We start from the raw sequence: 16,765 nt of genomic DNA, 5'->3' as shown, positions 1-16,765 counted from the left end.
AGACCAAGCATGTACCGTTACGATGAGTTCGACCACGATTTTGTCCAGGCCCGCGTCGCCGAGTTCAGCGACCAGGTCCAGCGCCGGCTTGCCGGCGAGATCACCGAGGACCAGTTCCGGCCGCTCCGGCTGATGAACGGCGTCTATCTTCAGCTGCACGCCTACATGCTGCGCATCGCGGTGCCCTATGGCACGCTGAACGGCAAGCAGTTGCGCATGCTCGGCCACATCGCCCGCAAATACGACAAGGGCTATGGACACTTCACCACGCGCCAGAACATCCAGTTCAACTGGCCGGCGTTGTCGGACATTCCGGCGATCCTGGCCGATCTGGCCAGCGTCGAGATGCACGCCATCCAGACCAGCGGCAATTGCATCCGCAACGTCACCGCCGACCATTTCGCCGGCGCGGCCGCCGACGAAGTCGCCGATCCGCGGCCCTATGCGGAAATCCTGCGCCAGTGGTCGTCGGTGCATCCGGAATTCTCGTTCCTGCCGCGCAAGTTCAAGATCGCGGTGACCGGTGCCGAGCGCGACCGTGCCGCCATCCAGACGCATGACATCGGCCTGCACCTGAAGAAGAACGCCGCCGGCGAGCTTGGCTTTGCCGTCTATGTCGGCGGCGGCCAGGGCCGCACGCCGATGGTGGCCAGAAAGATCCGCGACTTCCTGCCGGAAGCCGACCTCCTGTCCTACTGCACGGCGATCCTGCGCGTTTACAACCTCTATGGCCGCCGCGACAACAAGTACAAGGCGCGCATCAAGATCCTGGTCCACGAAACCGGCGTCGACGAAATCACCCGCCAGGTCGAGGCCGAGTGGCAGGAGTTGAAGGACGCCGAGCTGAAGCTGCCGGCGGCCGACATCCGCGCTATCGAGGCCTATTTCGCGCCGCCGGCGCTGACCGACCGGCCGGAAGGCGACCAGGCAGTCAAGCTTGCACGGCTGGATTCGAAGGGCTTCTCGCAGTGGCTCGACCAGAACGTGGTGACGCACCGCCATCCCGACTACGCGGCGGTGACCATCTCCCTGAAGGGCATCGGCGAGGTTCCGGGCGACGCCTCGGACAGCCAGATGGAAGCGGTCGCCGACATCGCCGAGAAATACGCCTTCGACGAACTTCGCGTCAGCCATGAGCAGAACCTGATCCTGCCGCACGTGGCGCGCGCCGACCTCAAGGCGGTCTATGACGCGCTGGTCGACATCGGGCTGGCGACGGCCAATTCCAACCTGATATCGGACATCATCTCGTGCCCGGGCCTCGATTACTGCGCGCTGGCGACGGCGCGCTCGATCCCGATCGCGCAGGAAATCTCGCGCCGCTTCGCCTCGCTGGAGCGGCAGCGCGAGATCGGCGAACTGAAGCTGAAGATCTCCGGCTGCATCAATGCCTGCGGCCATCACCATGTAGGACATATCGGCATACTGGGTGTCGAGAAGAAGGGCTCGGAGCTCTATCAGGTGACGCTTGGCGGCTCGGCCGACGAGAACACGTCGGTCGGCGAGATCATCGGCCGCGGCTTCTCGTCGGAAGAGATCACCGACGCCATCGAGCAGATCGTCGAGACCTATCTCGGCCTTCGGCTCAACCCCCAAGAGAAATTCATCGACGCCTACCGCCGTGTCGGTCCCGCGCCGTTCAAGGAGGCGCTCTATGCTGGCGAAGCCAAGGCCGCTTGACCGTATCGTCGACGTCGATGACGGCATCGCCGCCAGGGCGGCGGGACTCGATGCGCTTTACGGTCATCTGAATCCGCTCGAGATCATCGAACGGTCGGCCCGTGAACTGTTCCACGACGAGATCGCCGCGGTGTCGTCTTTCGGAGCGGATTCGGCGGTGCTGCTGCACATGATCGCCAAGATCGACCGCACGCTGCCGGTCATCTTCCTCGACACCGGCAAGCATTTCGAGGAGACGCTCGGCTATCGCGACGCGCTTGTCGCCGATTTCGGGCTGACCAATATCCGGGTAATCAAGCCCGAGGAGGCTGCGCTCGAACGGATCGATCCGACGGGCAATCTGCACCAGAGCGACACCGACGCCTGCTGCGACGTGCGCAAGGTCGAGCCACTGGCGCGTGGTGTCGCGCCGTTTCGTGCCTGGCTCACCGGGCGCAAGCGCTTCCAGGCCGCGACGCGGGCGGCGATTCCGGTGTTCGAGGCGGTCGGCGCGCGTATGCGCATCAATCCATTGGCGCATTGGACGACATCGGACCAGGCCGACTACATGCGCGCGCATGCGCTGCGCGAAAATCCGCTGGTCGCCTATGGCTATCTGTCGATCGGCTGCTTCCCGTGCACGCAGCCTGTGCAGCCGGGCGAGGACGCGCGCAGCGGCCGCTGGGCAGGCCATGCCAAGACCGAGTGCGGCATCCACCTTTCGGGGTTGGAGGTGTCGCTGACCGATGCATCCCTTTAGGATGTGCTGATATTCAGGTGAGGCTGGCCTGCAAACGGCAGCTTCCTGCGCTTCCGGTGCTCACGTACTTCAGGTACGCTCCGCTCCGGTTCTCGGAAGCCGCCATTTTCGGCGCAGCCTGACCTGAATCTCAACACATCCTTGGCCGTTTGAATATTTAGGAACTTTTGATGACTGAACCGACGACACCGGAGACCCGCCTGTGGACCCCGACGGGTTTTCGTGAGGATGAGTGGGCTCATGCCGAAAGCGCCGAGGCGCTTGCCGGCAATGGCCGCTTCATCCTGCCGCTGCAGGCGTTCCTAGACCTTGACCCGCAAGTGCGCCGCTCCGCCAAGGAGCGGCTCGGCGTCGTGCTGCAGCCAGGCGATCAGCTCGAGAAGATAGCCGACCTGCTCGACCAGCTGTCGCTGGTGGCACTGGCCTTCCCGGCCTTCAGCGACGGCCGCTCCTTCTCCAAGGGTGAACTGCTGCGCGGGCGCTATCATTTCGAAGGCGCGGTGCGCGCCACCGGGCAGGTTCTCGTCGACCAGTTGCCGCATATGCTGCGGCTTGGCTTCGATGAGTTCGAGATTTCGAATCCGGTGCTGTTGAAGCGCCTGGAAGAGGGACGCACCGGCGGGTTGGGGCTATACTACCAGCCGGCCGCCGTGCCGGAGCCCAAGGGCCCAAAGTATTCCTGGCGACGGGTGCGGGCCGGCTGAATCTCAATGCTGCTTGGGTTGACGCAGCGGTAGTTCCGGGCGCCTTTACATCAGCGGTGATCAGGCCTTCTCTTGGTCGTCCGGACGGAAACATCCGCCGGGTGCCAGGAGGAGACCATGGATTTCGACTATGTCATCGCCGGCGGCGGGTCCGCTGGCTGCACGCTTGCCGCGCGGCTCTCCGAAGATCCATCGAAAACAGTCTGCCTGATCGAAGCCGGCGGCGAGGGCAGGAACCTGCTCATTCGCGCCCCGGCGGGCATCATTGCCCTGCTGCCAGGCAGGCCGAAGATCAACAACTGGGCATTCGAGACGGTGCCGCAGCAGGGGCTTGGCGGCCGCAAGGGCTACCAGCCGCGCGGCAAGGCGCTGGGCGGCTCCAGCGCCATCAATGCCATGCTCTACACACGCGGGCACAGTGGCGACTATGACGAATGGGCCGATCTCGGCTGCGACGGCTGGTCATGGAACGAGGTGTTGCCCTATTTCCGGCGCGCGGAAGGCAACCAGCGCGGCACCAGCGCCCTGCACGGCGGCGACGGGCCGCTGCGGGTCGCCGAGCAGCAGGAGCCGCGTGCGCTGTCCCGGGCGTTTGTCGAGGCCTGCGGCGAAAACCAGATCCGTCGCAACGATGATTTCAATGGACCAGAGCAGGAAGGGGCGGGGCTTTATCAGGTGACGCAATTCTGGGGCGAACGCCGCAATGGCGAGCGCTGCTCGGCGGCCGCCGCCTATCTGCATCCGGCCATGAACCGGCCGAACCTGACCGTGATCACCGGAGCGCATGCCACGGGCATCGTCCTTGACGGCAAGCGGGCCACCGGCGTGCGCTACCGCGCGGGCAAGGACGAAGTCGTTGTGAAAGCCAGGCGTGAGGTCATTGTCTGCGGTGGTGCTTTCGGCTCACCGCAACTCTTGTTGCTTTCGGGGATCGGCCCGGCTGTCGAGCTTGCGGCGCACGGAATTCCGATCGTTCATGAACTGCCCGGCGTCGGCAAGAACCTGCAGGATCATCTCGATTTCATCATGGGCTGGACGTCAAGGGATGCCGACATGATGGGCATCGGCCTGCGCGGCCTGCCTGGCCTGCTGCGGCATCTGCGGCGCTGGCGCAAGGACGGCGGCGGCATGATCGCGACGCCTTACGCGGAGGGTGGCGCCTTTCTCAAATCCGACCCGGCGATAGACCGGCCCGACCTGCAACTGCACTTCTGCATCGCCATCGTCGATGATCATGGCCGCAAGCTGCATATGGGTTATGGCTTTTCCTGCCATGTTTGCGTGCTTCGGCCGCATTCGCGCGGCGAGGTCGGTCTGTCGACGCCAAATCCGCTGGCGCCACCCCGCATCGATCCGCGTTTCCTGTCCGACGAACGCGACGCCGACCTGTTGCTCAAGGGCGTCAGAATGATGCGCGGCATACTGGAGGCGCCAGCTCTGGCCAAATATCGCGACAAGGAGATCTACACCGCCGGGGTTTCGAGCGACGCGGAGTTGATGGCGCATATCCGCGCCCGAGCCGATACGATCTATCACCCGGCGGGCACCTGCAAGATGGGTACCGACGATATGGCGGTGGTCGATCCGCAACTGCGTGTGCGCGGCATCCAGGCCTTGCGGGTCGTCGACGCTTCGGTGATGCCGACGCTGATCGGCGGCAACACCAATGCACCGACCATCATGATCGCCGAAAAGGCGGCGGACATGATCAAGACGGCCGCCTGACCGGATTTCTGGTCGAACCAGTGGCGTCATTTGTTGTTGTTGTGATGAGCCTTTTTGGAAGGCCGACCGCAACTTGTTCGATCTGGTCTTACCACAATGCGATTTTCGCTTTCCCTTTTGTCCTCCTGCTCTTAGGATAGAGCTATTATTTCGCGACCCGAAATAAATATGGCCACAAGGGAGGAACCGGGAATGGCTGGCAAGAAGATATTGATGCTCGTTGGCGAGTTCAGCGAGGAGTACGAGATTTTCGTCTTTGAACAGGCCATGCACGCCGTCGGCCACACGGTGCATGTTGTCTGCCCGGACAAGAAGGCGGGCGATATATTGAAGACGTCGCTGCACGACTTCGAAGGCCACCAGACCTATACGGAAAAGCCAGGCCACGACTACATCCTCAACAAGACGTTTTCCGAAGTGGACCCGGCCAAATACGACGCCGTCTATGCGGCTGGCGGGCGCGGGCCGGAATACATCCGCATCGACAAGCGCGTACAGGCGCTGGTGCGGCATTTCCATGAGGCCGGCAAGCCGATCTTCACCATCTGCCATGGCGTGCAGATCCTGATTGCCGTCGACGGCGTGGTGCGGGGAAGGGAAGTCGCGGCGCTGCATTATTGCGAGCCGGAAGTGACGCTCGCCGGCGGCATCTATATCGACGTCGCGCCCACCGGCGCGCATGTCGACGGCAATCTCGTTTCAGCCAAGGGCTGGCCCGGCCTGTCCAACTTCATCCGTGAATGCCTGAAGGTGCTGGGCACGGAAATCCGCCATGGCGAGATCCTGATGCGCGATGAGCGCCAGGCGGCTTGATCAGGGAGTTTGCCAATGCCGCCGCGCCGCATGGTGCGGCGGCATTCATTGGAAGTAACGCTTGAGATTGCCGCGGATGCGATCCAGTACGGTGTCTCCTGAGAGGTCGGGCAAGAACTCCTTGCCTGTGATCGCTTCATAAGCCTGGGCATAGATCCGTGAGGCCTGATTGACGATCTCGTCAGGAATCTTCGGGATCGGCTCCTTGTACGGGTCGCATCGGGCCGAGACCCACGACCGGATGAAATCCTTGTCGAAACTGTCTGGCCTCGTGCCGTTTTCGAGTGCCTGCTCGTACGTCTTCGCGATCCAGTACCGACTGCTGTCAGGCGTGTGGATCTCGTCGGCGAGCACGATCGTCCCATCCTTGTCGACGCCGAACTCGTATTTCGTGTCGGCGAGGATCAGGCCGCGTTCGGCGGCGCGCGCCTGGCCCCGGGCGAACAACCGCAAGGCGTAGCTTGACACGATATGCCATTGCGCCGGTGTGAGAAGGCCTCGTTCGATTATTTCGGCTTCGGTCAGAGGTTCATCATGACCGCCATCAAAAGCCTTGCTCGTCGGGGTGATGATCGCCTCGCGAAGCTTTTCGTTTGCACGCAACCCGTCCGGCAGGACAGTTCCATACATATCCCGCTCGCCATTCTTGTATTTGGTCAGGATTGACGTGCTGGTGGTTCCCGCCAGATAGCCACGAACAACAATTTCGACAGGCAGGATCTCGAGCCGGGTCCCCACGACGACGTTCGGGTCGGGATATTCAAGAACATGGTTCGGGCAGATATCGGCAGTCTCTTCAAACCAGTACCTGGCGATCTGAGTCAGGATCTCTCCCTTGAACGGGATTGAGGTCAGGATGGTGTCGAAGGCACTGATGCGGTCGGTGGCGATAATGATGCGCCGCCCGTCCGGCAGGTCGTAATTTTCCCGTACCTTGCCGCTGTAGCGGTTCGGAAGTTCGGGGATGAAGGCATCTGAAAGTACGCGCGGATCGCTCATTGGTGCATGTCGTTTGCCGATGGTCGCCGCAAATTGCCCGAAGCTCGATGCTAGACCGATGAATGTCGATTGGTTTTAGATCGCCGCCCGTGCCTCGCGGAACGACACCAGCTTCCGGCGGTTTTCGTCCCACAACGCCAGTTTGACGCAGCGCAGGCTTTCGACAAGCGTGACGCGTCCGATGCCGCGCAGTTCCGGATAATCCCGCAGCACTTCCTGCAACCGGTAGCCCGGTACCCTGGCGGAGAGGTGGTGGACATGGTGGACGCCGATATTGCCAGTGAACCAGTTCAGCACCGGCGGCAGGTCGTAGTAAGATGATCCATGCAGGGCGGCATGCTGGAATTCCCATTCGGAATCCTTTGCCCATTCGGTCTCCTCGAACTGGTGCTGGACGTAGAACAGCCAGATGCCGGCCGAGCCGGCGAGGATGACGATCGGCAGATGGACCACCAGGAACGCGCCGGGGCCGACAAACCAGATGAGAACGGCCGCCGCAACCGCGATAGCGAGATTGGTGGTCATTGACGACAGCCAGGGCGTCAGGCCGCCCCGCATCATGCCGATTGGCAGCCTTTGCTCGAAGATGAACAGCCAGATCGGTCCAAGGCCGAACATCACAAGCGGGTGGCGATAGAGACGATAGGCAAGGCGGCCCCGCCAAGACATTTGCCGGTATTCGGCAACGGTCAGCGTCCTGATGTCGCCCATGCCGCGCTCGTCAAGGTTACCGGCGCTGGCGTGATGCGTCGCGTGGGCGCGCCGCCAGCAGTCGTACGGAGTCAGCGTCAGGACGCCGAGCGCGCGGCCGATCCAGTCGTCGGCATAGCGATTGGCGAAGAAAGAGCCATGGCCGCAATCGTGCTGGATCATGAATATCCGCACCAGGAACCCGGCCGCGGGAAGGATGAGGATCAGCCCCCACCAATGGCCATAGGCATAGGCTGCGGAGGAGAGGCCCCAGAGCAGGGCGAAAGGAATGAGGGTGATGGCGAGTTCGAGGGCGCTGCGACGCCTGTCTGGCTTCTTGTAGCGCGCCAAAATCTTCAGCCACGCACGTTTGCTGCTGGCCGCCGTCTCAGGGGAAATCATGTTCATCAGGGAATATAGACGCCGGAGGGTGGCGCCGCAAGGCGATGTTCACGTGAAATTACTGCGCGTAATTGTCGCGCGACAGCCATGTGAGGCCGGCCTTCTGGTGCTGGAACGTTGAAATTCCGGAGGTTCTGGCTACCGGCGCCCGCCGCCGGCGGGGCTGCTTTCCACGCCGTCCAGGCGGTCAAGCAATTTCCTGAAGCGGTCGGGAATGTCGGCTTCGGTACGGAAGGCCGGCAAGGTTCGCAGAAAGCGCGTCGTCGCCTCGGCGCCGAATTGGCGTTTGACTTCGGCAGCCAATCTTTCTGTCTTTTCACCCTTGTTGCGGGTCATCTGTCAAAATCCTGTGTCGGCTTCGAAACTCCTCCAGCAAGGGAATGGTTCCCCGATCACACCTTTGTGGCAAGCCAAGCTGGCGGTTACGGTAAAGTTTGAATTAAAATTGAACTGTCTTGCCGTTCCTCGCTCGACCCTGCCGACAGCCTCGACTCTTGCTTACCCCTTGATTTTTGACCGCCAAACCTCGATATCGGGCACAAAATCCACACCATTCCAGATGACGGGAAACGGCGATGAGCGACCAGGCAAAAGACGAACGCGCGCCCGACGAAGCCGAGGCGACCGAGGCCAATGCCGAGCGCACGGAAGGCAGCATCGACGGCGATTATGAAGCGCTTGTGCGGCTGCTGAAGGAAAATGAAGAGCTGAAGGACCGCGCGCTGCGCGTCGCGGCCGAGATGGAAAACCTGCGCCGCCGCACCGCGCGCGACGTGCACGACGCGCGCACCTATGCGGTTGCCAATTTCGCTCGCGACATGCTGTCGGTGTCGGACAATCTGCGCCGCGCGCTGGACGCGATTCCCGCCGAGGCCAAGGCATCCGGCGACGCCGGCTTCAAGGCGCTGATCGAAGGCGTAGACCTTACCGAGCGCGCCATGCTGTCGGCGCTGGAACGGCACGGGGTCAAGAAACTCACACCGGAAGGCGAGAGGTTCGATCCCAATTTCCACCAGGCGATGTTCGAAGTGCCCAATCCGGATGTCCCGGCCAATACCGTGGTCCAGGTCGTGCAGCCGGGTTATTCTATCGGCGAGCGGGTGTTGCGCCCGGCCATGGTCGGCGTCGCCAAGGGCGGTCCGAAGCTTGCCGCCGGCGAAGCGCAGGTCGAGCCGGGTCCGGTCAATGACGAGGCCGAGAAGGATGCCTGAACGGACAAGCGAATAGCGAATAGCGAGTAGCGAATAGGGAAATACGCAATAGCAGCTTCGTGCTATTCGCTATTCGCTACTTACTCTTTGCATTGTCCGTTTCATGAACCCGATCGCCCTTCTCGATTATGCCGGTGTCGCCGTCTTCGCCGCGACCGGGGCGCTTGCCGCTTCGCGCAAGCAGCTCGACATTATCGGTTTCCTGTTCCTGGCCAGTGTCACCGGCATCGGTGGCGGCACCTTCCGCGATCTCATCCTCAATGTGCCCGTCTTCTGGGTGGGAAACCGCGACTACGTGCTGATCTGCGCGGTGGTGGCGGTGGTGGTGTTCTTCACCGCACATCGCGTCGAATCCCGTTACAAGCTGCTTTTGTGGCTCGACGCCATCGGCCTTGCCGCCTTTTCAGTGATGGGCGCGGCCAAGGGACTTGCCATCACCGGCTCGCCGGCGGTGTCTGTGATCACCGGCATGCTGACCGCCACATTCGGCGGCATCCTGCGTGATCTCCTGGCGGGGGAGCCTTCGGTGCTGCTGAAGCCGGAAATCTATGTGACGGCCGCTCTGGTCGGGGCAGCTGTCTTTACCGTAGGCGATGTCGCCGGCCTGCCGCAGATTGTTTCAGGACTGGCCGGCTTCGCCGCGGCGTTCGCCGTGCGCGGCGGCGCACTCCGTTTCGGCTGGGCGTTTCCGTCCTACAAGAGCCGGCCCGGCCGGCGGCCGGAAGATATTCCGTGAAGGTGAAGTGAATAGCCAGTAGGGAGTAGCGAATAGGGGATGTCGGTCCGCAGGATTGCGGCGTAGCTTTCGCTATTCGCTAACGTCAGGCAGCGAAGCGCTGGGCTTCCCCACCGTAGTAGTTGACGTAGCGGGCGCCGATTTCCTTGACCGGCATCACCACGAACACGTCGACCGTCGAGAACTCGCGGTCGATGACGCAGCCGTCGCCGATGCGCGCGCCGACGCGCAGATAGCCCTTGACCAACGGCGGCATTGCCGCGATCGCCGCCTTGGCGTTCACCGCCTCTATGGGCATCAAATCCATCGAGCAGTAGCGCCCGGAGACCGCGCGCACGTCCCAGGCCGAGTTCGTCCGGCAGTGATGGGCGAGGTAGGTGAACGCCTCGGCATGCGCTGCCGGCACCGTGCCGTGGAAAGAAGCGCAGCCGGTCATCACACCGATTTCGTAATGGTTGATGTAGGCCCAGATGCCTTGCCACAGCGCCTCGATGGTGCGCTTCGAGCGGTATTCGGGCAAGACGCAGGAACGGCCGAGCTCGAGGAAACGCTGGCCGGGGTGACGGGCGATGAGCTGGGTCAGCTCGAATTCGCCTTCGGAATAGAAGCCGCCGGCCGCGGCCGCGATTTCTTGCCGCAGCAGGCGATAGGTGCCGACGATACGGCGATGTTCGGGGCCCGAAAGCGAAGTATCGAAGACAAGCAGATGGTCGCAGAGCGGATCGAACCGGTCGGCGTCTCGGCGGTCATGCGCCTGGAACAGCTCCTTCCTGGCGCCGAGCTCGTCGTAGAACACGCGGTAGCGCACTTCCTGCGCGGCCGCGATCTCGGCCTCGTTGCGGGCGAGCCGCACTTCGAGATTGCCGATACGGCCGAGTGCCGCGCCTTTTATGACGGAATCGACGTTACGGCCGGCAAGCAATGCGCTGCTGGCGTTCGGCCGAGTGTCACATTCCGGCATAACTGTATGCACGAGTGATTCTCCTTCGAGCCATCCCTCTTGGCACGGGGATACGGTGTAGGTGCAACAGGATTGTGACAGTACCGTGATACGAGGTCGCGGGCAATACTTCGTCGGCTGGCGAAGGTGGTCAACCGGCTACGTTATGTGAGGATACGGGTCGAAGCGGCGGAAGGAAAAGAGGCTCAGGCGGCGACCTGTCCCTCGACGGCGGTGACCAGCGCATCGGGGTCGAGCGGCTTGGTGACGAAGCCGCTGGCACCATGGGCGAGCACCGCATGGCGCGTCTTTTCTTGGCTGTCGGCCGACAACACCATGATCGGCACAGGCGGCGCGGAGGTCTCCTCCTCATGGCGGCGGATGGCGGCAATCGCGTCCAGCCCGTCCATGACTGGCATGTGCAGATCCATCAGCACGACGTCGAAGCGGTGCTTGCGTCCGGCACCGGTGACAGCCTCCACGGCGGCCTTGCCGTTGCCGACGACCTTGACGCGATGCCCGGCCTTCAGCAGCGTGGCGCGGGCCAGCATGGCGTTGATGTCATTGTCCTCGGCGATCAGCACCGACAGGCCCTGCTGGCGGTTGCCGACGGCACGAAGCGCCGGCGTGCGGTGCGTTTCCGGCTGTGGCTGGGCGAGGGCAGCGGCATTGCTGCTCAACAGCACACGCAGAAGTGTTCCGCCGCGCACTGGCCTGGCAAGAAAGGTTGCGTAGCCGCTGGCGCGGAACTCGCCAAGCATGCCGCGGTCGGTCGGCGCGATCAGCGTGATGGCCTCGCAGTCGGCGAAGCCGCTCTGGCGCAGGCGCTTGAGCAGCCTTCCATCGCTCTCCTCCATCGCGGCATCGACCAGAAGCACGTCGCAGCCGGCGGCGAAGGGCGCGGCCTGTGCCGCCGTGGTCGCGACATCGACCGCGCCGCCATTGGCACGGATGGTGCGGGCGATGGCATCGGCCTCGACGGCGTTTTTCGAGAGGATCACCGCACGCCTGCCCGAGAGCGCGTTCTGCCGGTTCTGCGGCGCTTCGGTGGCTGATATCGCCGGAATTTCGAAGACGAATTCGGATCCCTGGCCAAGCCGGCTGGACACCGAGATCGCACCGCCCATGGCAATCACCAGGCGCTTGGAGATGGCAAGACCGAGCCCGGCTCCGCCATGTGCGCGCGTCGACGTGCCGTCGGCCTGCTCGAACTCCTCGAAAATGCGCTCCATGTCCTCGTCGCGCAGACCCGGACCGGTGTCCGCGATGGTGAAGCAGATGCGATCGGTGGTCTGGGTGCGGGCGCGCGCGATGCTCACCAATACGCCGCCGCTGTCGGTGAACTTGATGGCGTTGCCGATGAGGTTGAGCAGCACCTGCCTGACCTTGCCCGGATCGGCGGTGATCAATTGCGGCACGTCGGGTTCGACATGGCAGCCGAGGCCGATATTCTTGGCGAAGGCTCGCGCCGCCAGTAACTCGATGATGTTGTCGGCGATCTCGCGCACCGACATCGGCTGCGGCTCCGGGTCGAAGCGCCCTGCCTCGATCTTGGAGTAGTCGAGCAGATCCTCGATCAGGGCGAGCAAGGCGCTGGCCGAGGTCGAGATGGCGCCGACATAGGTCTGCTGCTCCGGCGACAGGCTGGTGTCGGCCAGCAACCTTGCCATGCCCATGATGCCGTTCATCGGCGTGCGGATTTCATGGCTGACGGTGGCGAGGAAGCGCGATTTGGCCTGGCTGGCGTATTCGGCCCGTTCACGAGCAGTGATCAGCGAGGATTCGGCACGTTTGCGGGCGGTGATGTCGCGCGCGATGGCGCGATGCGAGACGGCGCCGCTGTCCTTGTCGCGCACCGACAGTTCGATCCATGAAAACCAGCGCGGTCCGCTTGGCGTGCGGATGACGACATCCGTGGAACTCAGGCATTCATGATCGGAAAAAGCGGCATCGGGAACGATGCCGACATCGATGCCGAGTTCCGCCAAGGTCTTGCCGGCAAGGAGGCGTTGATCGGTTTCGACGAGATCCGCGAAGACCTTGTTGGCATAGACGATGTAGCCGTCGCGATCGCGATGAATGACGAGGTCGCCAAGTGCGTCGATCAGGCCGCGAAAGCGTTCCTCGCTCTCCTGCATTTCCCACATGCGGTCGGCCAGCGTCTCGATCTCGGCGCGGCTGCGGGCGGTGGTTTCGTCGAGAAGTGCCGCGGTGCGGTGTTCACTCCGCCTCGTGCGCAGGTACATGGCGAGGCCGGCTAGGCCGGTTGCCAGCAATCCGACGCTGATGAAGATCGGTGCCCCGGTCAGATGCGTCAGGCCGGCCAGCACGACGATGGCGACGAAGGTCAGGAACTGCAGGCCTTCGTGCCTGGCGGGTTCCGACTCGGGCACCAGCGGCGGCGCGGCAACAAAGCGGCGCGTCGGCGCCGGCGGGGTCGCCGCATCGACGTCTTCGCCCGTGTCCGCCTGTTGGCTGCCGGATTCCGCGATCATGCGAAACCCTAGCCAGACAGAGATTATGGAAGATTGCGGCGGATCGTTCGAATTTTAGCGGATGAGCGTTTTCCGCCGCGGCGGCCGCGGATTTGCCGTCGAAGTGGCGGTTCCATCCACGTTCCGCAGGTCGTCGAACGGCTTCACATATCGACGACGACGCGTCCGCGGATCTTGCCGTCGACGATGTCGCGCGCGGCATCGATGATGCCGTCGAAACCGATGGTCGTCGACAGGCTGGCGAGCTTCCGCAGATCGAGGTCGGTGCCGATGCGCCGCCAGGCTTCGAGGCGGACCGCCTTCGGCGCCATCACCGAATCGATGCCGAGCAGTGAGACGCCGCGCAAGATGAAGGGGGCGACGCTCGTCGGCAGGTCCATGCCGCCGGCCAGGCCGCAGGCGGCAACCGCGCCGCCATAGGAGGTCATCGACAGGACATTGGCCAGCGTGTGGCTGCCGACCGCGTCGACGCCGCCGGCCCAGCGCTCCTTGGCCAGCGGCTTGGCCGGCTGGGCAAGCTCGTCGCGCGATATCACTTCGGCGGCGCCAAGGTTGATCAAATAGGGGCTTTCGGCATTGCGGCCGGTGGCGGCAATGACATGGTAGCCGAGGCTGGACAGGATCGAGACCGCGACCGAGCCGACGCCGCCGGCCGCCCCCGTCACCACCACCGGGCCGCGATCGGGCAGGATGCCGTGCCGCTCCAGCGCCATGACGCAGAGCATGGCGGTATAGCCCGCGGTGCCGACCGCCATCGCATCATGCGGGCTCATGCCCTGCGGCAGCGGCACCAACCAGTCGCCCTTGACGCGCGCGCGCCCGGCATAGGCGCCGAAATGGGTTTCGCCAACGCCCCAGCCATTCAAGATCACCTTGTCGCCCTTGCTCCAGCCTGGATTGGAAGACGAGATGACGGTCCCGGAGAAGTCGATGCCCGGCACCAGCGGCCAGCGGCGGATCACCGGCGCCTTGCCTGTGATCGCCAGGCCATCCTTGTAGTTCACCGTCGTCGCCTCGACCGCGACGGTGACATCGCCTTCCATCAGGTCGGCTTCGGTGAGGTCCGTCACTGCTACCGACTGCTTTTTCTCGGCGTCACGCGAAACGAGGATGGCTTTGAAGGTTTCGGGCACTTTTTTCTCCGCGATCTTGGCTGACGACATGACTGTGCGGCGATGGCCGCGCGGGGTCAATCATTCGAAGGTCTGGGCTCGCGCCGCCAACCGAAGAGTTCGTCGAAGACGACCAGCACCGCACCCACCGAGATGAAGGCGTCAGCGAGGTTGAATACGGCGAAGGACCAGACCGGCGTGTGGAACAGGATGTAGTCGATGACGTGGCCGTAGATGGCACGGTCGATCAGATTGCCGAGCGCGCCGCCGACGATCAGCGCAAAGCCGGTGCGGGCAAGGATCTGGGACGGCGCTATCCGCGTTGCCAGGAACAGCACGAAGGCAACGACCGCAAGCGAGATGACGATCAGCCCGATGTCGCCGAAGGAGGAAAACATCGAGAAGGCGATGCCGGTGTTGTAGGTGCGAAACAATGCCAGGAATGGCACGAGATCGAGCTTTTCCTGAAAGGGCAGACCGGTCTCGACCAGGTGTTTTACCCACTGGTCGAGCGCTATGGCCGCGACGACGAGCAGGGCGTAGGGGGACCATGATCTCACGGGCGGGTAACCTTCATTGCTGGTCCACGATGGGTTCGAGCTTCAGCGCGGCGCGCCGGATCTCGAACAGCATGATGCCGGTGGCGACCGCAAGATTGAGCGAATCGGCGCGGCCCGCTTGCGGAATCCGCAGCAGCCTATCGCAACTTGCCGCCAGGCTTTCGGGCAGTCCCTGCTGCTCGTTGCCCATCATCAGCAGCACTGGGCCGCGGGAAAAATCGACCGAGCGGTAGTCGACGGCGCCTTTGAGGTGAGTGCCGGCGACGAGCCCTGAAAACCCCCCTCGCCAGGCAAGGAAAGCCTCGGTCGTCGCCTTGACCACCGGCACGGCAAAGATCGAACCCATGGTGGCGCGCACCGTCTCCACGGAAAAAGGATCGGTGGTGTCGCCGACCAGGATGACGCCCCTGGCGCCGACGGCATCGACGGTGCGGATGACGGTGCCGAGATTACCGGGATCGCGCACCCGGTCGAGCGCCACCCAGACATCGTCGCTCTGGGCACGGATGTCCTTCAGGGCCAAGAACTTTTGCGAAAAGACGCCGACCACCATTTGCGGATTGTCGCGGCGCGTGATGGCGACAAGCACTTTTTCCGACACTTCGAGCACCGTGCCGCCGGCGGCAACGGTGCGCGCCGCGACCTTCTCAACCGCCGCGTTGCCGCGTCCGGCCTTGGCGAAAACCAATGTTCTGATCTGCCAGCCGAGATCGAGCGCGTCGATGACCAGCTTCAGTCCCTCGGCCATGAAGGCGTTCTGCTGGTCGCGGAATTTCTTCAGCGCCAGCGCCTTGATGTCCTTGACCAGGGGGTTGGCGAGGCTGGTGACTTCCTTCACCTGGCCGGGTGCGCCTGCGTGCCGCTCGTTCATTCAGGCCACCCAGCGCGAGAAAAGCGACGTGGAAAGCGCGCGGCCGGCGGATTTCTCGCGAATGATCAACTCTCCCGATTCGACCTTGCCGCCCATGCCGGCAAAGGTGTCGCGCATCAAGGCATGGATGGCGAAGAACGAGGCGCGGATCGAATAGGCGGTCAGCACCACGGCAAGCGGCTTCGGCGTCAGGATCGAGCGGCAAAGGTCGGTCAGCCCCGGCAGGTCCTCGAACAGTTGCCAGACCTCGCCCTTGGGACCGCGGCCATAAGCCGGCGGATCGAACAGGATGATGTCGTAGCGGCTGCCGCGGCGCTCCTCGCGCTCGGCGAATTTCACCGCGTCGTCGACGATCCAGCGGATCGGCTTGCTGCCGAGCCCGGCCATTTCCTGGTTTTCACGGGCCCAGCCGATCGCCTTCTTCGAAGCATCGACATGGGTGACCTCGGCGCCGGCGCGAGCCGCCACCAGCGAGGCAAGACCGGTGTAGCCGAACAGGTTCAGGACCTTGACCGGCCGCTTCGCCGCCGCGATCAGCCCGGCCATGTGGTCCCAGTGCGAGGCCTGCTCGGGAAACACGCCGACATGGCGAAACGAGGTGAAACGGCCGAGATAGTCGATGCCGTCATGCCTCATCGGCCAGGTCTCGCCCAACGGCGTCCGGGGGAAGCGCCAGCGGCCGATTCCTTCCTCGTCGGTGTCGCCGGTGAAGATCGCGTCGGCGCGCTCCCAGTCCCTTGCCGGCAAGGCCTTTTGCCAGATCGCCTGGCCCTCGGGCCGCACGATGCGGTAGGGGCCGTACTGCTCGAGTTTCTGCCCGGCGCCGCTGTCGAGCAGCGCATAGTCGGCATTCGGCGCCACTTCGAGGATCAGCGGAAGGTGTTCGGCAGGCAGGGCGCCGTCGCGGCGGGCAAGGATGCGCGGTGCGGATTTCGGCTCGGAGCGGTCATCGGCTCTGGCCTCCCGTTCGCGCGGCCTGGTGTCCGGCCGTGCCGTTGCGCGCTCTTCATGCGGACGCACCTCTCCGGCTCCGCCCTTGGCGGGCGGGCGATTGTCGCGGCGTTTGTCGCGAAAAGACTTCAAGCAGG

Annotated in this window: 16 protein-coding genes; 7 read left to right on the top strand and 9 right to left on the bottom strand. The window is 63.6% G+C overall.

Annotated features, from left to right (window positions below):
• Positions 1–9 precede the first annotated feature (9 nt).
• The 5 genes from BLS48_RS24460 to BLS48_RS24440 all read left to right on the top strand — a co-directional run bounded on the left by BLS48_RS24460 (position 10) and on the right by BLS48_RS24440 (position 5,661).
• On the top strand, positions 10–1,680 hold the full coding sequence (locus BLS48_RS24460) for a nitrite/sulfite reductase (protein WP_091583286.1): 1,671 nt from the start codon (positions 10–12) through the stop codon (positions 1,678–1,680).
• Positions 1,655–2,419 (top strand): phosphoadenylyl-sulfate reductase, encoded by a 765-nt coding sequence (locus tag BLS48_RS24455; protein WP_091583284.1) that lies wholly within the window; start codon positions 1,655–1,657, stop codon positions 2,417–2,419. The genes BLS48_RS24460 and BLS48_RS24455 overlap by 26 nt, the downstream gene beginning before the upstream one ends.
• 170 nt (positions 2,420–2,589) lie before the next feature.
• Positions 2,590–3,123, top strand: a complete 534-nt coding sequence (locus tag BLS48_RS24450; protein WP_091583281.1) for a DUF934 domain-containing protein — start codon at positions 2,590–2,592, stop codon at positions 3,121–3,123.
• A 117-nt stretch (positions 3,124–3,240) separates the two neighbouring features.
• Positions 3,241–4,848: a GMC family oxidoreductase gene (locus BLS48_RS24445; RefSeq protein ID WP_091583279.1), complete on the top strand. Its 1,608-nt coding sequence runs from the start codon at positions 3,241–3,243 to the stop codon at positions 4,846–4,848.
• A gap of 192 nt (positions 4,849–5,040) precedes the next feature.
• Entirely contained in the window at positions 5,041–5,661 is a 621-nt protein-coding gene (locus BLS48_RS24440) for a DJ-1/PfpI family protein (protein ID WP_091583276.1), read from the top strand.
• Between the two features lie 45 nt (positions 5,662–5,706).
• Here BLS48_RS24440 and BLS48_RS24435 read toward each other — a convergent pair whose 3' ends face one another.
• From BLS48_RS24435 to BLS48_RS24425, 3 genes are all read right to left on the bottom strand, one after another.
• Complete coding sequence (locus tag BLS48_RS24435; protein WP_091583273.1) at positions 5,707–6,660, bottom strand: phosphoribosylaminoimidazolesuccinocarboxamide synthase; 954 nt, start codon at positions 6,658–6,660, stop codon at positions 5,707–5,709.
• 75 nt (positions 6,661–6,735) lie between these two features.
• Positions 6,736–7,758, bottom strand: coding sequence for a fatty acid desaturase (locus BLS48_RS24430; protein ID WP_091583271.1), 1,023 nt, complete (start codon positions 7,756–7,758; stop codon positions 6,736–6,738).
• Positions 7,759–7,890: 132 nt separating this feature from the next.
• Complete coding sequence (locus BLS48_RS24425) at positions 7,891–8,088, bottom strand: hypothetical protein (protein ID WP_091583268.1); 198 nt, start codon at positions 8,086–8,088, stop codon at positions 7,891–7,893.
• 239 nt (positions 8,089–8,327) lie between these two features.
• Here BLS48_RS24425 and grpE point away from each other — a divergent pair, with 239 nt between their 5' ends.
• Positions 8,328–8,963 (top strand): nucleotide exchange factor GrpE, encoded by a 636-nt coding sequence (gene grpE / locus BLS48_RS24420; protein WP_091583265.1) that lies wholly within the window; start codon positions 8,328–8,330, stop codon positions 8,961–8,963.
• 103 nt (positions 8,964–9,066) lie between these two features.
• Positions 9,067–9,699 (top strand): trimeric intracellular cation channel family protein, encoded by a 633-nt coding sequence (locus BLS48_RS24415; RefSeq protein ID WP_091583262.1) that lies wholly within the window; start codon positions 9,067–9,069, stop codon positions 9,697–9,699.
• An 85-nt stretch (positions 9,700–9,784) separates the two neighbouring features.
• On the opposite strand, the gene olsB is transcribed toward BLS48_RS24415, so the two are convergent.
• The 6 genes from olsB to BLS48_RS24385 all read right to left on the bottom strand — a co-directional run bounded on the left by olsB (position 9,785) and on the right by BLS48_RS24385 (position 16,760).
• Positions 9,785–10,660: a l-ornithine N(alpha)-acyltransferase gene (olsB, locus tag BLS48_RS24410; protein ID WP_167365238.1), complete on the bottom strand. Its 876-nt coding sequence runs from the start codon at positions 10,658–10,660 to the stop codon at positions 9,785–9,787.
• A gap of 185 nt (positions 10,661–10,845) precedes the next feature.
• Positions 10,846–13,134, bottom strand: a complete 2,289-nt coding sequence (locus BLS48_RS24405) for a hybrid sensor histidine kinase/response regulator (RefSeq protein ID WP_091583258.1) — start codon at positions 13,132–13,134, stop codon at positions 10,846–10,848.
• A gap of 143 nt (positions 13,135–13,277) precedes the next feature.
• Entirely contained in the window at positions 13,278–14,267 is a 990-nt protein-coding gene (gene acuI, locus BLS48_RS24400) for an acrylyl-CoA reductase (NADPH) (RefSeq protein ID WP_091583562.1), read from the bottom strand.
• Positions 14,268–14,323: 56 nt separating this feature from the next.
• Positions 14,324–14,806, bottom strand: coding sequence for a signal peptidase II (gene lspA / locus BLS48_RS24395; protein WP_091583255.1), 483 nt, complete (start codon positions 14,804–14,806; stop codon positions 14,324–14,326).
• A gap of 13 nt (positions 14,807–14,819) precedes the next feature.
• Positions 14,820–15,677 (bottom strand): TrmH family RNA methyltransferase, encoded by an 858-nt coding sequence (locus tag BLS48_RS24390; protein WP_091583252.1) that lies wholly within the window; start codon positions 15,675–15,677, stop codon positions 14,820–14,822.
• Positions 15,678–16,760: an RsmD family RNA methyltransferase gene (locus tag BLS48_RS24385; RefSeq protein ID WP_091583250.1), complete on the bottom strand. Its 1,083-nt coding sequence runs from the start codon at positions 16,758–16,760 to the stop codon at positions 15,678–15,680.
• Positions 16,761–16,765: the final 5 nt, after the last annotated feature.

The sequence above is a fragment of the Mesorhizobium qingshengii genome (assembly GCF_900103325.1).
In the GTDB taxonomy this organism is placed as follows: Bacteria; Pseudomonadota; Alphaproteobacteria; order Rhizobiales; family Rhizobiaceae; genus Mesorhizobium; species Mesorhizobium qingshengii.
Note: the sequence above shows the minus strand (reverse complement) of the source record. Positions and strands in the feature narration are given on the sequence as shown.

Coding starts and splice junctions, on each gene's coding strand:
- BLS48_RS24460 (WP_091583286.1), top strand. CDS start 10: ATGTACCGTTACGATGAGTTCGACCACGATTTTGTCCAGGCCCGCGTC.
- BLS48_RS24455 (WP_091583284.1), top strand. CDS start 1,655: ATGCTGGCGAAGCCAAGGCCGCTTGACCGTATCGTCGACGTCGATGAC.
- BLS48_RS24450 (WP_091583281.1), top strand. CDS start 2,590: ATGACTGAACCGACGACACCGGAGACCCGCCTGTGGACCCCGACGGGT.
- BLS48_RS24445 (WP_091583279.1), top strand. CDS start 3,241: ATGGATTTCGACTATGTCATCGCCGGCGGCGGGTCCGCTGGCTGCACG.
- BLS48_RS24440 (WP_091583276.1), top strand. CDS start 5,041: ATGGCTGGCAAGAAGATATTGATGCTCGTTGGCGAGTTCAGCGAGGAG.
- BLS48_RS24435 (WP_091583273.1), bottom strand. CDS start 6,660: ATGAGCGATCCGCGCGTACTTTCAGATGCCTTCATCCCCGAACTTCCG.
- BLS48_RS24430 (WP_091583271.1), bottom strand. CDS start 7,758: ATGAACATGATTTCCCCTGAGACGGCGGCCAGCAGCAAACGTGCGTGG.
- BLS48_RS24425 (WP_091583268.1), bottom strand. CDS start 8,088: ATGACCCGCAACAAGGGTGAAAAGACAGAAAGATTGGCTGCCGAAGTC.
- grpE (WP_091583265.1), top strand. CDS start 8,328: ATGAGCGACCAGGCAAAAGACGAACGCGCGCCCGACGAAGCCGAGGCG.
- BLS48_RS24415 (WP_091583262.1), top strand. CDS start 9,067: ATGAACCCGATCGCCCTTCTCGATTATGCCGGTGTCGCCGTCTTCGCC.
- olsB (WP_167365238.1), bottom strand. CDS start 10,660: ATGCCGGAATGTGACACTCGGCCGAACGCCAGCAGCGCATTGCTTGCC.
- BLS48_RS24405 (WP_091583258.1), bottom strand. CDS start 13,134: ATGATCGCGGAATCCGGCAGCCAACAGGCGGACACGGGCGAAGACGTC.
- BLS48_RS24390 (WP_091583252.1), bottom strand. CDS start 15,677: ATGAACGAGCGGCACGCAGGCGCACCCGGCCAGGTGAAGGAAGTCACC.